11 protein-coding genes are annotated in these 15,506 nt (G+C 61.1%); 2 read left to right on the top strand and 9 right to left on the bottom strand.

Features of this window, described 5'->3' with window-relative positions; all coding sequences use genetic code 11:
* Positions 1-15 precede the first annotated feature (15 nt).
* Positions 16-459, top strand: a complete 444-nt coding sequence (locus tag PSH87_RS02150; protein WP_017738878.1) for a hypothetical protein — start codon at positions 16-18, stop codon at positions 457-459.
* A gap of 207 nt (positions 460-666) precedes the next feature.
* On the opposite strand, the gene PSH87_RS02145 is transcribed toward PSH87_RS02150, so the two are convergent.
* Positions 667-1,560: a LysR family transcriptional regulator gene (locus tag PSH87_RS02145; RefSeq protein WP_305432307.1), complete on the bottom strand. Its 894-nt coding sequence runs from the start codon at positions 1,558-1,560 to the stop codon at positions 667-669.
* A gap of 172 nt (positions 1,561-1,732) precedes the next feature.
* Between PSH87_RS02145 and PSH87_RS02140 the strand changes: the two genes are divergently transcribed.
* Positions 1,733-2,959, top strand: coding sequence for an MFS transporter (locus PSH87_RS02140; protein WP_370695309.1), 1,227 nt, complete (start codon positions 1,733-1,735; stop codon positions 2,957-2,959).
* A gap of 24 nt (positions 2,960-2,983) precedes the next feature.
* Here the strand turns inward: PSH87_RS02140 and PSH87_RS02135 are convergent, their stop codons facing one another.
* The 8 genes from PSH87_RS02135 to aroK all read right to left on the bottom strand — a co-directional run bounded on the left by PSH87_RS02135 (position 2,984) and on the right by aroK (position 15,506).
* Complete coding sequence (locus PSH87_RS02135) at positions 2,984-4,255, bottom strand: type II toxin-antitoxin system HipA family toxin (RefSeq protein WP_305432303.1); 1,272 nt, start codon at positions 4,253-4,255, stop codon at positions 2,984-2,986.
* A complete protein-coding gene (locus PSH87_RS02130) occupies positions 4,248-4,499 on the bottom strand; it encodes a helix-turn-helix transcriptional regulator (protein WP_026137065.1) in 252 nt (83 codons plus the stop codon). Before PSH87_RS02130 ends, PSH87_RS02135 begins: the two co-directional genes overlap by 8 nt.
* 135 nt (positions 4,500-4,634) lie before the next feature.
* Positions 4,635-5,702 carry a uroporphyrinogen decarboxylase gene (gene hemE, locus PSH87_RS02125; RefSeq protein ID WP_017738873.1) on the bottom strand — a complete coding sequence of 356 codons (1,068 nt, stop codon included), beginning with the start codon at positions 5,700-5,702 and terminating at the stop codon, positions 4,635-4,637.
* 230 nt (positions 5,703-5,932) lie between these two features.
* Positions 5,933-7,351, bottom strand: coding sequence for an FAD-dependent oxidoreductase (locus PSH87_RS02120; RefSeq protein WP_016979195.1), 1,419 nt, complete (start codon positions 7,349-7,351; stop codon positions 5,933-5,935).
* Between the two features lie 32 nt (positions 7,352-7,383).
* Complete coding sequence (gene gltB, locus PSH87_RS02115) at positions 7,384-11,829, bottom strand: glutamate synthase large subunit (protein ID WP_026137064.1); 4,446 nt, start codon at positions 11,827-11,829, stop codon at positions 7,384-7,386.
* A gap of 353 nt (positions 11,830-12,182) precedes the next feature.
* Complete coding sequence (locus tag PSH87_RS02110; protein WP_305432300.1) at positions 12,183-13,751, bottom strand: SPOR domain-containing protein; 1,569 nt, start codon at positions 13,749-13,751, stop codon at positions 12,183-12,185.
* A gap of 10 nt (positions 13,752-13,761) precedes the next feature.
* Complete coding sequence (gene aroB, locus PSH87_RS02105; RefSeq protein ID WP_017738869.1) at positions 13,762-14,862, bottom strand: 3-dehydroquinate synthase; 1,101 nt, start codon at positions 14,860-14,862, stop codon at positions 13,762-13,764.
* Positions 14,863-14,987: 125 nt separating this feature from the next.
* Entirely contained in the window at positions 14,988-15,506 is a 519-nt protein-coding gene (aroK, locus tag PSH87_RS02100; RefSeq protein ID WP_016979191.1) for a shikimate kinase AroK, read from the bottom strand.

The following is a 15,506-nucleotide window of genomic DNA, read 5'->3' as shown; positions in this document are numbered from 1 at the left end:
ATTGGAGAATACGGAATGTCTTCCTTGCTACGCGCCACCCTGATCACCCTGGCCCTGCTGACCACCGCCGGTTGCACCAACAAACCTGTGCTCAACACCCAGCACGAACTGCCGGCCGACATCCAGATCAGCGAAGAAAAAATGAAGACGGTGATCGTCACCGCCCTGCAAAAACGCGAGTGGACCGTGCAGCGCCTGAGCCCGCAACTGGTGCAGGCCGAGATCACCATCCGCAACCAGTATTACGCCGCCATCGACATCCGCTACACCCGCAACAGCTACGCCATCACCTACCGTGACAGCCGCGACCTGGGTTACAAGGACGGCAAGATCCACCGCAACTACAACCGTTGGGTGAACAACCTCGACCGCGACATCATGGCCGGGTTGCGCAGCAATGGCGCAAACGAGGCCGGCTCGGCGGCGCAGTTGTTTGAGCAGACGGGCACGACCAAGTAACACTGAGACGTTGGCTTCTCCAGAAACGACAAAGGGCGCCTTTCGGGAACGTCGAGCAACTCGATCTGGCAAACACTGAAGATCAACTGTGGGAGATGGCTTGCCTGCGATGGCGGTGGATCAGCAACATCGATGTTGCCTGACACTCAGCTATCGCAGGCAAGCCAGCTCCCACCTCGATCTGCTTCGTTTTGAAGTGCGTATTTCTTACTGAACAGCCTTACGCGTCAACAACTCCACAAACCCCTCTGCCATCGGTGTCTGCACGCCCTTGCGCTGCACCAGCCACACCGCCGTCACCGCTTCCTCATCCAGCAACGTGCGATAGACCACGCCATCAATGCGGATGCGCTGGTAAGACGCCGGCAACACCGACACGCCCAACCCCGCCGCCACCAGGCCGATGATGGTCATCGCCTCTCCCGCTTCCTGGGCGAAGTGCGGGCTGAAACCGGCGTCACGCGCCAGGTTGATCAGCTGCGCATACAGACCACTGCCATAGCTGCGTGGGAAAAACACGAACGGTTCCTCGGCCAATTGCGCCAGGTACAAGCCACGCTCACTGCCGCCCACCAACGGATGGCCAGCGTTCAACACGGCCACCAGCGGCTCGCGCATCAGCTCGACCACACTCAACGAGTCCGGCAACGGCAGCGGACGCATCAGGCCGACCTGGATCGACTCGTCCACCAGCGACTCGGCCACCTGGGTGCTGCTCATCTCCTGCAGGTTGAGGTGCACCGCCGGGAACGCCTGGCGGAACGCAAAGATCGCCTGGGGAATGCTCGCGTTGAACGGCGCCGACGAGGTGAAGCCGATCTTCAACTCTCCCAGCTCACCCAACTGCGCACGTCGCGCCACGTCCGCCGCCTTGTCCACCTGGGCCAGCACCAACCGCGCCTCATGCAGGAACAAGCGCCCCGCTTCGCTCAGCTCGACCCGACGATTGGTACGCTCGAACAAACGCGCACCCACCTGCTGCTCCAGCGCCTGGATCTGCTGGCTCAGCGGCGGTTGCGAGATGCCCAGCACCTGCGCGGCGCGGCCGAAATGCAGTTCTTCGGCGACGGCGATGAAGTACCGCAGATGTCGTAATTCCATACCACCCTCATTAGGTCGTAAAAGCTCTCAAACAGGTCGAACAATATATTGGAAAGAATCATTAGCCAGCTATATTCTTTTTTGCATGGCCGGTCCTGGCACGCTTTCCCTCCCCGAGGTCCCCGTGAATTCTGCTGTCGCTCCACTCGCTCAAGAAGTCCCGCCCACTGCCCTGGATGAGGTGGTGGCGCAGCTCAATGACGCCTACATCGAAAAAGGCACGCCGATGTTCATGCGCACGGTGCTGGCGCTGTTCTCCGGCGGTTTTGCCACCTTTGCCCTGCTGTATTGCGTGCAGCCGATGATGCCGGCGCTGTCCCACGAGTTTTCCATCAATGCGGCGCAGAGCAGCCTGATCTTGTCGCTCGCTACCGCCATGCTCGCCTGTGGCCTGCTGATCACCGGGCCGATTTCCGACCGCTTGGGCCGCAAGCCGGTCATGGTGTCAGCCCTGTTCTGCGCCGCGCTGGCGACCATCGCCAGTGGCTTGATGCCGACGTGGGAAGGGATTCTGCTGATGCGCGCATTGGTGGGCTTGTCATTGAGCGGCCTGGCCGCCGTCGCGATGACCTACCTGAGCGAAGAAATCCACCCGCAACACATCGGCCTGGCCATGGGCTTGTACATCGGTGGCAACGCGATTGGCGGCATGAGCGGGCGCTTGATCATGGGCGTGCTGATCGACTTCGTCAGTTGGCACACCGCCACATTGATCATCGGCGCCCTGGCGCTGATCGCCGCCACCGTGTTCTGGAAAATCCTCCCCGAATCGCGCAACTTCCGCGCCAGCAGCCTCAAGCCGCGCAGCCTGTTGGATGGGTTTGTCATGCACTTCAAGGACGCCGGCCTGCCGTGGCTGTTCCTCGAAGCCTTCCTGCTGATGGGCGCGTTCGTGACGATGTTCAACTACATCGGCTATCGCCTGCTGGGCGATCCGTATGACCTCAGCCAGGCCGTGGTCGGCCTGTTGTCATTGGTGTACCTCTCGGGCATCTACAGCTCGGCGAAAATCGGCTCCCTGGCCGACCGCCTCGGCCGCCGCCGCGTGCTGTGGGCCACCATCGTGCTGATGCTCGCCGGTATCGTGCTGACCCTGTTCACCCCGCTGTGGCTGGTGGTGCCGGGCATGCTGATCTTCACCTTCGGCTTCTTCGGCGCGCACTCGGTGGCCAGCAGCTGGATCGGCCGCCGCGCGGTGAAGGCCAAGGGGCAGGCGTCGTCGTTGTATCTGTTCTGCTATTACGCAGGGTCGAGCGTGGCGGGAACGGCAGGCGGGTTCTTCTGGCATTACGCCGAGTGGAACGGGATTGGTGGGTTTATCGTGGCGTTGTTGGTGGGTGCGTTGCTGGTAGCGTTGAAGTTGGCGAAGTTGCCGCCGTTGGGGCAAACAGCGACATAACTTATGTGTTAGAAAAAAACCGCTTCACAGCGGTTTTTTCGCAACAGGCTTGCGCTTCATTCCAGTGCTGACCGAGTCATGGAGCGCCATCGCACGTCCCCCATCCCACTCGGCCTGCATCACCAAAAACAACTCGACGTCGATGCGAGCTTGATGCGCAATGAGTGCCTCGGACATCGCCTCAGCGATTCGCTCGATGATCATCCCAGGCTTCTCCACCGCACAGTACTTACGACCAAATTCCATCAGTTGCTGGCGATCTGGATAAGCCTTCACCTTGTTCATCTTGATTGCCAGGGTGCGGTCAACCAATGAACGGCCAGACTTGGGGTTGTAGTTCTCATACACAGTGGTAGTCGTGACATCGAATACAGGCGCTAACTGCACCGTCTCACGGGCGCCTGGATGGGTGTAGATCACACCAAAATTTTTCAGGTGTGCGTCGCCGTTACGCACCATGACCGACAAGCAAATCGATGAGAAAAACCGCTCAAGCTCACGGAGCGGGTCACCTTGCGCACAGACATGATTGATCACCGCCGCGAGGGTTTCGTAGCTCTGGGAATACTTGTAGTTGTCATGGGGATCTTTGTTAAGCCCCAACAACACGGCCATGTCCTCAAAACCAAGCCGCCCCGAGGGAGTAAGGTCAAAGCGCTCCATGACAAACAGATCACCCCCTTCGGACAACCAGAAAGGCGGTGTCTCCATGCCCGCCATGCGAGCAGCTTCCATGCAAAGGAACTCGTTTTGTGCCAAGTGAGCGTACTCATCGGCGCCAGATTTCACGATCAAGTCAGAACTGAGCATGGTTTTGCGGTTACCGGCCAGCTTGTCCAGGTCAGGCACCAGCACCTTGGGCTGCACGCCGGATATACCCGACTCGAAATAGGTCTCCACCAGAAACTCGAAGACGCCCTGGGAGCTATCGGCTGACAGTATTTGCTGGAGCCCCACCTGAGCCGTTACAGGAACTGATACCTCGGCAGGATTCTGGTACGTCAGCCGACCAATCTGGTTCCCACCGATCACCGACAACAGGCGCATCTCATCCACCTGCATGTGCTTGGCCATGCGTCGCTTGATCTGATCGGCCAGAAAACCTTCTGGTACGTTCATATCGAAAATTGGATGCAATACATTGCTGACTGAAGGTGTCGAGTCATAGGGCATGACCAGCGATGCCTCTCGCTCGGCATCAGCGGACGAATAGGAAAACGCGAACTGCGAGCCTTTGGACAATTCGCCAGAGTGCCCCTGAGGAGTGAGGACGTTGAGCAATTTGACTCTACTCATCGTGCTCCACCAGATCAGCCAGGGATTTGAGGTCAATGCGTTTATCGACAACTTCCAATGCCATTCCCAGGGCAGAAATCACCCTGAACACCGTATACATCGCGACATTTTCACCGGCTTCAAGATCCATGATGGTCTTGCGGTTGCACTTGGCCCGATCCGCCAGTTGCGCTTGGCTATAGCCTTTGGCACGGCGCAGCTGTCGTATCCTGTCGCCCAAATCAGGCGGATTAGTCAGCAACATGATGTCACCCAAAACGGACTTTTAAGATGAATAATGCATCTTATGTCCGCAATAAAGGACATTACAAGCACCTTACGTCCGCTGACCTCAAACAAAAACGCCCGGCATAAACCGGGCGTTTTTATTGGGCAGCGATCACTCGTGATACTGCGCCGACAACTCATGCACCGCCCGCAGGAACGCGCCCGCATGCTCCGGGTTCACTTCCGGCGTAATGCCATGCCCGAGGTTGAACACGTGCCCACTGCCCTTGCCGTAGCTGGCCAGGATGCGGCCGACTTCGGTGCGGATCGCTTCCGGCTTGGCGTACAGCACGGTCGGGTCCATGTTGCCTTGCAGCGCGACGCGGTTGCCCACGCGCTGGCGGGCTTCGCCGAGGTCGCAGGTCCAGTCCAGGCCGAGGGCGTCGGCGCCGGCGTCGGCGATGCTTTCCAGCCACAGGCCGCCGCCCTTGGTGAACATGATCACCGGCACTTTGCGGCCTTCGTGTTCGCGGATCAGGCCGCTGACGATCTTGCGCATGTAGGCCAGGGAGAACTCCTGGTACGCCGCCGACGACAGGTTGCCGCCCCAGGTGTCGAAGATCTGCACGGCTTGCGCGCCGGCCATGATCTGCGCGTTGAGGTAGGAAGTGACCGACTGCGCCAGCTTGTCCAGCAGCAGGTGCATGGCTTGCGGGTTGTCGTAGAGCATGGCCTTGGTCTTGCGGAAGTCTTTCGACGAGCCGCCTTCGACCATGTAGGTGGCCAGGGTCCACGGGCTGCCGGAGAAGCCGATCAGCGGCACGCGGCCATTGAGTTCGCGGCGGATGGTGCTGACGGCGTCCATCACATAACCGAGGTCTTTGTGCGGATCAGGGATCGGCAGGGCTTCGATATCGGCCAGGGTGCTGACGACTTTCTTGAAACGCGGGCCTTCGCCGGTTTCGAAGTACAGGCCTTGGCCCATGGCGTCAGGAATGGTGAGGATGTCGGAGAAGAGGATGGCCGCGTCCAGTTCTGGGTAGCGGTCCAGCGGCTGCAGGGTGACTTCGCAGGCGAACTCCGGGTTCATGCACAGGCTCATGAAGTCGCCGGCGTTGGCGCGGCTGGCGCGGTATTCCGGCAGGTAGCGACCGGCCTGGCGCATCATCCACACTGGGGTGACGTCCACGGGTTGCTTGAGCAGGGCACGAAGGAAACGGTCGTTCTTGAGGGCAGTCATGTCGGCATCCGCAAAAAAAGTGCGGGCATTTTCTCAGAGCCGGACGCAAAAGGCACGGAGTGCGCCGTGCCTTTTGTCTATCGGGTTGATTTACGACAATAACTTGAACCTGCACAAAACAAATGTGGGAGCTGGCTTGCCTGCGATTGCGGTAGTTCAGTCGATACATCCGGTGACTGTTACATCGCTATCGCAGGCAAGCCAGCTCCCACAGTTGACCGTGTTTCAAATCAGACTTGCAGGTAATCCAGGATGCCTTCGGCAGCGTTGCGGCCTTCGAAGATCGCGGTTACCACCAGGTCGGAACCGCGCACCATGTCGCCACCGGCGAAGATCTTCGGGTTGCTGGTCTGGTGCTTGTACTGGCCTTGTTCCGGGGCGACGACGCGGCCCTGGCTGTCGGTCTGGATCTGGAACTGTTCGAACCACGGCGCCGGGCTTGGGCGGAAACCGAAGGCGATGACCACGGCGTCGGCCGGGATGATTTCTTCGGAACCCGGGATCGGCTCAGGGCTGCGACGGCCACGGGCGTCCGGTTCGCCGAGACGGGTCTCGACCACCTTCACGCCTTCGACACGGTCTTCACCAACAATCGCAATCGGCTGGCGGTTGTAGAGGAATTTCACGCCTTCTTCCTTGGCGTTCTTCACCTCTTTGCGCGAGCCCGGCATGTTGGCTTCGTCACGACGATAAGCGCAGGTCACCGACTTGGCGCCCTGGCGGATCGACGTCCGGTTGCAGTCCATCGCGGTGTCACCACCGCCGAGCACCACGACCTTCTTGCCTTTCATGTCGACGAAATCTTCCGGCGACTTTTCAAAGCCCAGGTTGCGATTGACGTTGGCGATCAGGAAATCCAAGGCGTCGTAGACGCCTGGCAGATCCTCACCGGCAAAGCCGCCCTTCATGTAGGTGTAGGTGCCCATGCCCATGAATACGGCATCGTATTCTTCGAGCAGTTGCTCCATGGTGATGTCTTTGCCGATTTCGGTATTGAGACGGAACTCGATACCCATGCCGGTGAACACTTCACGGCGGTGGCTCAGGACGGTTTTTTCCAGCTTGAACTCGGGGATGCCGAAGGTCAGCAAGCCGCCGATTTCCGGGTTCTTGTCGAACACCACCGGGGTCACGCCGCCACGCACCAAGACGTCGGCGCAGCCCAGGCCGGCAGGGCCGGCGCCGATGATGGCGACGCGCTTGCCGGTCGGCTTGACCTTGGACATGTCCGGGCGCCAGCCCATGGCGAACGCGGTGTCGGTGATGTACTTCTCCACCGAGCCGATGGTCACCGCGCCGAAGCCGTCGTTAAGGGTGCAGGCACCCTCACATAGACGGTCCTGCGGGCACACCCGGCCGCAGACTTCCGGCAGGGTGTTGGTCTGGTGCGACAGCTCGGCGGCGGCGAGGATGTTGCCCTCGGCCACCAACTTGAGCCAGTTGGGAATGAAGTTGTGCACCGGGCACTTCCATTCGCAATACGGGTTACCGCAACCCAGGCAACGGTGGGCCTGGTCGGCCGAGTGCTGGGGTTTGAAGGGTTCGTAGATTTCCACGAACTCTTTCTTGCGTTGACGCAACAGTTTCTTCTTCGGATCTTTGCGCCCGACATCGATGAACTGGAAGTCGTTATTCAGACGTTCAGCCATGTTAAAACCTCATCAAACTCTTCAGGCGCATATCACTGCGGGTTGGCACGGATGCTGGAAAGCAACGATTTCAGGTTGGCAGCCTTGGGCTTGACCAGCCAGAAACGACGCAGGTAATCATCGAGGTTTTCGGCGAGGTTACGACCCCATTCGCTGCCGGTCTCCTCGACGTACTCGTCCAGCACGTGCTGCAAGTGGTTCCGGTAGGATTCCATGGCTTCGCCGCTGATCCGCTGGATCTCGACCAACTCGTGGTTGACCTTGTCGACGAAGGTGTTGTCCTGGTCGAGCACGTAGGCGAAACCGCCGGTCATGCCCGAACCGAAGTTGTAACCGGTCTTGCCCAGTACCGCGACAAAGCCCCCGGTCATGTACTCGCAGCAGTGATCGCCCGTGCCTTCGACCACGGTGTGGGCACCGGAGTTACGCACAGCGAAACGCTCACCGGCCGTACCGGCGGCAAACAGCTTGCCACCGGTGGCGCCGTACAAGCAGGTGTTACCGATGATGGCACTGTCCTGGGTCTTGTAGACGCTGCCTTTAGGCGGAACGATCACCAGCTTGCCGCCGGTCATGCCCTTGCCCACGTAGTCGTTGGCGTCGCCTTCCAGGTACATGTGCAGGCCACCGGCGTTCCACACGCCAAAGCTCTGGCCCGCAGTGCCCTTGAAGCGGAACGTGATCGGCGCTTTCGCCATGCCCTGGTTGCCGTGCTTGCGCGCGATTTCGCCGGAGATGCGTGCGCCGATGGAACGGTCGCAGTTGCAGATATCCAGTTCGAACTCACCACCGCTGGCGTCATTGATCGACGATCCGGCGATTTCCACCATCTTCTCGGCCAGCAGGCCTTTGTCGAACGGCGGGTTGCGCTCGACGCCGCAGAACTGCGGTTTGTCGGCCGGAATGTGATCGCTGCCCAACAGCGGCGTCAGGTCCAGGTGGTGCTGCTTGGCGGTCTGGCCCTGGAGGATTTCCAGCAGATCGGTGCGGCCGATCAGCTCTTCCAGGGAGCGCACGCCCAGCTTGGCCAGCCACTCACGGGTCTCTTCGGCGACGTAGGTGAAGAAATTCACCACCATGTCGACGGTGCCGATGTAGTGATCCTTGCGCAGCTTCTCGTTCTGCGTCGCTACGCCGGTGGCGCAGTTGTTCAGGTGGCAGATGCGCAGGTATTTGCAGCCCAGGGCGATCATTGGCGCGGTGCCGAAGCCGAAACTTTCGGCGCCGAGGATCGCGGCCTTGATCACGTCGAGGCCGGTTTTCAGGCCGCCGTCGGTCTGCACCCGGACCTTGCCGCGCAGGTCGTTGCCGCGCAGGGTCTGGTGGGTTTCAGCGAGGCCCAGTTCCCACGGTGCACCGGCGTACTTGATGGAGGTCAGCGGCGAAGCGCCGGTGCCGCCGTCGTAGCCGGAGATGGTGATCAGGTCGGCATAGGCCTTGGCCACGCCAGCGGCGATGGTGCCCACGCCGGCTTCTGCCACCAGTTTCACCGAGACCAGGGCCTTCGGGTTGACTTGTTTCAAGTCGAAAATCAGCTGCGACAAGTCTTCAATCGAGTAGATGTCGTGGTGCGGCGGTGGCGAAATCAGGGTCACGCCCGGCACGGCATAACGCAGCTTGGCGATCAGGCCGTTGACCTTGCCGCCTGGCAGTTGCCCGCCTTCGCCAGGCTTGGCGCCTTGGGCTACCTTGATTTGCAGCACTTCGGCGTTGACCAGGTATTCCGGGGTCACGCCAAAACGGCCCGTCGCGACCTGCTTGATTTTCGAGCTCTTGATCGTGCCGTAACGCGCCGGGTCTTCGCCGCCTTCGCCGGAGTTGGAACGCGCACCCAGGCGGTTCATGGCTTCGGCCAGGGCTTCGTGGGCCTCAGGCGACAAGGCGCCCAGGGAGATACCGGCGGAGTCGAAGCGCTTGAGGATTGATTCCAGCGGCTCGACTTCGCTGATGTCCATCGGCGTGTCCAGGGTCTTCACCTTGAACAGGTCGCGGATCATCGACACCGGGCGGTTATCCACCAGCGAGGTGTATTCCTTGAACTTGGCGTAGTCGCCCTGCTGCACGGCGGCTTGCAGGGTGTTGACCACGTCCGGGTTGTACGCGTGGTATTCGCCACCGTGCACGAACTTGAGCAGGCCGCCTTGCTGGATCGGCTTGCGCGCGCTCCAGGCCTCCAAGGCCAGGGCTTTCTGCTCGGCTTCGATGTCGACGAAACGCGCGCCCTTGATACGGCTTGGCACGCCACGGAAGCTCAGGTCGCAGACTTCTTCGGACAGGCCGATGGCTTCGAACAATTGCGCACCGCGATAGGACGTGACGGTGGAGATGCCCATCTTCGACAGGATCTTCAGCAGGCCCTTGGTGATGCCTTTGCGGTAGTTCTTGAACACCTCGTAGAGGTCGCCCAGCACTTCACCGGTGCGGATCAGGTCGCCGAGTACTTCGTACGCGAGGAACGGATATACCGCCGAGGCGCCGAAGCCGATCAGCACCGCGAAGTGATGCGGGTCGCGGGCGGTGGCGGTTTCGACAAGGATGTTGGAGTCGCAGCGCAGGCCTTTTTCGGTCAGGCGGTGGTGCACCGCGCCGGTAGCCAGGGAGGCGTGGATCGGCAGCTTGCCCGGGGCGATGTGACGGTCGGTCAGCACGATCTGCGTACGACCGGCGCGCACGGCTTCTTCGGCCTGGTCGGCGACATTGCGCACAGCGGCTTCAAGGCCGAGGCTCTCGTCGTAGTTCAGATCGATGATCTGGCGGTCGAAGCCTGGGCGGTCCAGGGTCATCAACGAACGCCACTTGGCCGGGGAAATCACTGGCGAGCTGAGGATCACGCGGGAGGCGTGCTCAGGCGATTCCTGGAAGATGTTGCGCTCGGCACCGAGGCACACTTCCAGCGACATCACGATGGCTTCGCGCAGCGGGTCGATCGGCGGGTTGGTCACCTGGGCGAACTGCTGGCGGAAGTAGTCGTACGGCGTGCGCACGCGCTGGGACAGCACGGCCATCGGCGTGTCATCGCCCATGGAGCCGACGGCCTCGTAGCCTTGCTCGCCGAGCGGGCGCAGCACCTGGTCGCGCTCTTCGAACGTGACCTGGTACATCTTCATGTATTGCTTGAGCTGGTCGACGTCATAGAACGCCGAACCGTGGTCGTTGTCTTCCATGGTCGCCTGGATGCGCAGGGCGTTCTTGCGCAGCCATTGCTTGTACGGGTGACGGGACTTCAGGCGGTTGTCGATGGCATCGGTGTCGAGGATCTGCCCGGTTTCGGTGTCCACGGCAAGGATCTGCCCAGGGCCGACGCGGCCTTTAGCAATCACGTCTTCCGGCTGGTAGTTCCACACGCCGATTTCCGACGCAAGGGTGATGAAACCGTTGGTGGTGGTCACCCAACGCGCCGGGCGCAGGCCGTTGCGGTCGAGCAGGCACACGGCGTAGCGACCGTCGGTCATTACGACGCCGGCCGGGCCGTCCCACGGCTCCATGTGCATCGAGTTGTACTCGTAGAACGCACGCAGGTCCGGGTCCATGGTTTCGACGTTCTGCCACGCTGGCGGAATGATCATGCGCACGCCACGGAACAGGTCGATGCCGCCGGTGACCATCAGTTCGAGCATGTTGTCCATGCTGGAGGAGTCGGAGCCGACGCGGTTGACCAGCGGGCCGAGCTCTTCCAGGTCCATCAGATCGTTGGCGAACTTGGTGCGACGGGCCACGGCCCAGTTGCGGTTGCCGGTGATGGTATTGATCTCGCCGTTGTGGGCGAGGAAGCGGAATGGCTGGGCCAGCGGCCATTTCGGCAGGGTGTTGGTGGAAAAGCGCTGGTGGAACACGCAGATTGCGGTTTGCAGGCGCTCATCGCTCAGGTCTGGATAGAAGGCGGTGAGGTCCGCCGGCATCATCAGGCCTTTGTAAATGATGGTCTTGTGGGAAAAGCTGCAGATGTAGTGCTCGGTGTCGGCGGCGTTGGACACCGACGAGCGACGACGCGAGGTGAACAGCTTGATCGCCATGTCCTGGTCGCTCAGGCCATCACCGGCGATGAACACTTGTTCGATCTGCGGCAGGCGCTCAAGCGCGAGGCGGCCGAGGACGCTGGTGTCGATCGGCACTTTGCGCCAGCCGACGAGTTGCAGGCCGGCGGCGGCGATTTCGCGGTTCATGTTTTCGCGAGCGGCTTGGGCTTTGACCGGGTCCTGGTTGAAGAACACCATGCCCACGGCGTACTGCTTGGGCAGGTCGACAGCAAATTGCTCTTTGGCGACAGCGCGCAGGAACAGGTCGGGCTTTTGAATCAGCAAGCCACAACCGTCACCGGTCTTGCCGTCGGCGTTGATCCCACCGCGGTGGGTCATGCAGGTCAGGGCCTCGATGGCCGTTTGCAGAAGGGTGTGGCTGGGCTCGCCCTGCATGTGGGCTATCAGGCCGAAACCACAGTTATCCTTGAATTCATCGGGTTGGTACAGACCTGCTTTCATAGACACTTTCTCACCAGGCTGCCTCTTATATCGAGGCAAATTTCTTTTCAATTCAACCGGTTACCTTCCACGCCGAACGTACGCCGGCTTAGCGGGGGCAAAAGGGAGGTCATTGTACACACCGACACAGACGCTCACAAATTTAGCGACGAAATGTCGCAAATCTATGTCGCATTTATGAAAGGTTTAAAGCGATATGCTGTGCTAGTCAAAACTTTTTTAATTCTGACCGCTACGACTCAAAAGCCACTGTGACGCAGACACCACAAAGCGCGCGGCCTGTAAGGGCAGCACGCACTTGCGGATATTTTTTGAGGTGCCGGGAGGGCGGCCTGGGTAAGGCCGCCGGATCTTCAGCGAGTTGTTGCGAGTTCTTGTTGAACGCTGGCAACAGTGCGAGGCCAAGGTTTACCAGCCTGAACCTTCGCTGGCAAGGCTTTGATCGCAGAATCAGCGGCTGCACGGCTGGAGAAGTTGCCGTAGGTGATCACGTAGAGAGGCTTGCCGTTGAGCACTTTCTTGAAATAACGGTACTCGCCGCCCTGCTCTTTCACGAACGCCTGGGCGTTGGCTTCGGAGCTGGTGCCGAGGATCTGCACGACGAAGTTGCTGGCAGGCTGGCTGCCATACCAACCGCTGCCCGCAGCGCCCGCTTTAGCGACGGTGACAGGCTTTTCAGCCGGCTTGGCGGCCGGAGCCGGGGTTGGCTTGGCAGCAGGCGCAGGCGCCGCGACAACCGGCTTGGTCACTGGCGCCGGCTTGGCGGTGGCGACGGTCGGTGCCGGCGTCGGCTTGGCCACGGCTGCTGGCTGGCCTGCTGGCACGCCCGCAGGTGGCGCAGTGGTGGTAACGGTTGGCGGTGTGGCGCTGGAACCTTCCACCGGCACGCCGTCGTCGCCTTCGGAGATGCCACCGGCTTCTTCGGCGAGCGGGCCGCGCATTACTGGCTGACCGACCATCGGCAGGTTGGTCGGCTGGCCGGAGTTGGCGAACTCAACGTTTGGAGTAGGCTTGCCCAGTGGCAACTGCGCCTGTTCGGTTGGCGCGCCGGCAGTGGTCGGCGCCTTGCTGCGGCCCGGGATCAACCAGGCGGCGGCAACAGCCACCACGACTACCGCGGAAATAGCCAATACGTGCTTCTTAGGCATAGTGAACCCCATCTTTGGACGCTTGACCGCAGAGCGGCTGGCAATCATGGCTTCGATCATCGCATCGCGGGCAACCTGGTTGATGGTGCCAGGCCAGCCGTCGGAGCTTTCGTGAATATCAGAGATCTGATTTGCCGTGAAAAGTTCGATACCGGCGCCGGCGCCTTCCAGGCGTTGCGCCAGGTATTCGCGGGTTTCTTCTTCTTCGTACGGCTGCAATTCGATCACGTGGAACAGCTCTTGATCGCCGCTGATCTGCTCCAGGTCGGCGATCAACGACGACTCACCAAACAGGAACACGTGCGGGCGACCTTCCGGCGTACCGGCGGCCAGCGCCAGCAGCGCTTCAAGGGCGGATTCGTCGAGCTGCTCGGCGTCATCCACCAGCAGATAGACTTCCTGGCCGGTCAGGCCCAGTTGCACCACTTGCTTGAGGATCGCGTTCGGCTCGGCCGTGGACACGTCCAGCGCCTGGGCCACCTGGCGCAACACGCCAGCCGCATCACCGGCGCCGCGCGCGGAGACCACCACGCTCTGTACCGATTGCTTGTTGGTGCTCGCCACCAGCGCCTGGCGCAGCAAGGTCTTGCCGCTGCCCAACGGGCCGGTCACCACCAGCAGCAACTGGCTGTAGCGCGCCAGGTGGTGCAGTTGCCCCAGCACTGGCTTGCGCTGGGCCGGGAAGAATTTGAAACCAGGCACCCGTGGAGCAAAAGGGTCGTGGCTTAACTGGTAATGGCCGAGGAACGCCTCGTCGGCATGCAAACTAGTCATCGGGATCTGGTTAACCTTTCAGCTGAGCCAGGGCGCGGTAATCCGCTCCCAGCGTGGCTTGTAAAATCTCTTTTGGATAATCGTCGGTTACCACGGCTTCGCCCATGTGGCGCAGCAGCACCAGTCGCAGTCGACCGTCGATCACTTTCTTGTCTATCGCCATATGTTCGAGGAAGTCCGCCTCGGTCATCTCTTCAGGCGGGATGACCGGCAAACCGGCGCGCTGGAACAGGCGGATACCACGATCACGCTCCTGGGCGCTGATCCAGCCCAGGCGTTGCGACATCTCCAATGCCATCACTGTGCCAGCCGCTACGGCCTCTCCATGCAACCACACACCATAGCCCATGTGCGTTTCGATCGCATGGCCGAAGGTGTGGCCGAGGTTCAAGGTGGCGCGCACGCCGGACTCCCGTTCGTCGGCATTCACCACCAACGCCTTGGCGGCGCAGGAGCGAGAGATCGCTTCGGTCAGGGCGACCTGGTCGAGGTTGCGCAAGGCGTCGACGTGTTCTTCCAGCCAGGCCAGGAACGGCTCGTCGCAGATCAGCCCGTACTTGATGACTTCCGCCAGGCCCGCCGACAGCTCGCGGGGCGGCAAGGTATTGAGGGTGGCGGTGTCGATCAGCACAGCCTGCGGCTGGTAGAACGCGCCGACCATGTTCTTGCCCAGCGGGTGGTTGATACCGGTCTTGCCACCCACCGACGAATCGACCTGGGACAGCAAGGTGGTCGGCACCTGGATAAAGTCCACGCCACGCTGGTAGCAGGCCGCCGCAAAGCCGGCCATGTCGCCGATCACACCGCCGCCCAGGGCGATCACGGTGGTGCGGCGGTCATGGCGCGCAGTCAGCAGGCCATCAAAGATCAGTTGCAGGGTTTCCCAGTTCTTGTGGGCTTCGCCGTCTGGCAGGATCACCGAGATCACCGAATACGCCGCAAGGCTGCGGCTCAGGCGCTCTAGGTACAGCGGCGCGACCGTTTCGTTGGAGATGATCGCCACTTGCCGCCCGGCAATGTGCGGGGCGAGCAACTCGGGCTGGTCCAGCAGACCTTCGCCAATATGGATCGGGTAGCTGCGCTCGCCTAGATCGACCTTAAGTGTCTGCATGTGTCCCCGCGTTAGAGATGGTATGACGACCGGCAACGTCGAGATGGGGCGTTGTCTGATGGCTCTACGCCACACCTCAAAGGGTAATGGCGCGCCGCCGAGAATAGCGCATTTCGGGCCTGGCTTTAACGGGGTGGCAGCCGTTGCAGGCGCTCGAGAATGTCGAGGACCACCATCCGCGGCGGCCGCTCATCGGTTTCCACCACCAGATCGGCGATTTCCCGATACAGCGGGTCGCGCAGCGTGAGCAGGTCCCGCAAGGTTTTTTCCGGGTTGGCCGTGCGCAGCAGCGGGCGATTACGATCGCGGGCGGTGCGGCCCACCTGCTGCTCGACCGAGGCATGCAGATAGACCACCCGACCACCGGCATGCAGCGCCCGACGGTTTTCTTCGCGCATGACTGCGCCGCCGCCGGTGGCCAATACCACGCCGTCGAGGCCGCACAGCTCGGCGATCATCGCCTGCTCGCGGTCACGAAAGCCCAGCTCGCCTTCCTTATCGAAGATCCATGGGATATTGGCACCCGTGCGCAATTCAATTTCCTTGTCGGAATCTTTGAATGGCAGGCGCAGCTCTTTGGCCAGCAAACGGCCGATGGTGCTTTTTCCAGCCCCCATCGGTCCTACAAGAATCAAATTTCGCAC

The sequence above is a fragment of the Pseudomonas sp. FP453 genome (assembly GCF_030687495.1).
Taxonomy (GTDB): domain Bacteria; phylum Pseudomonadota; class Gammaproteobacteria; order Pseudomonadales; family Pseudomonadaceae; genus Aquipseudomonas.
The sequence above is the reverse complement of the archived record's forward strand: the minus strand, read 5'-3'. Positions and strand labels throughout refer to the sequence as shown.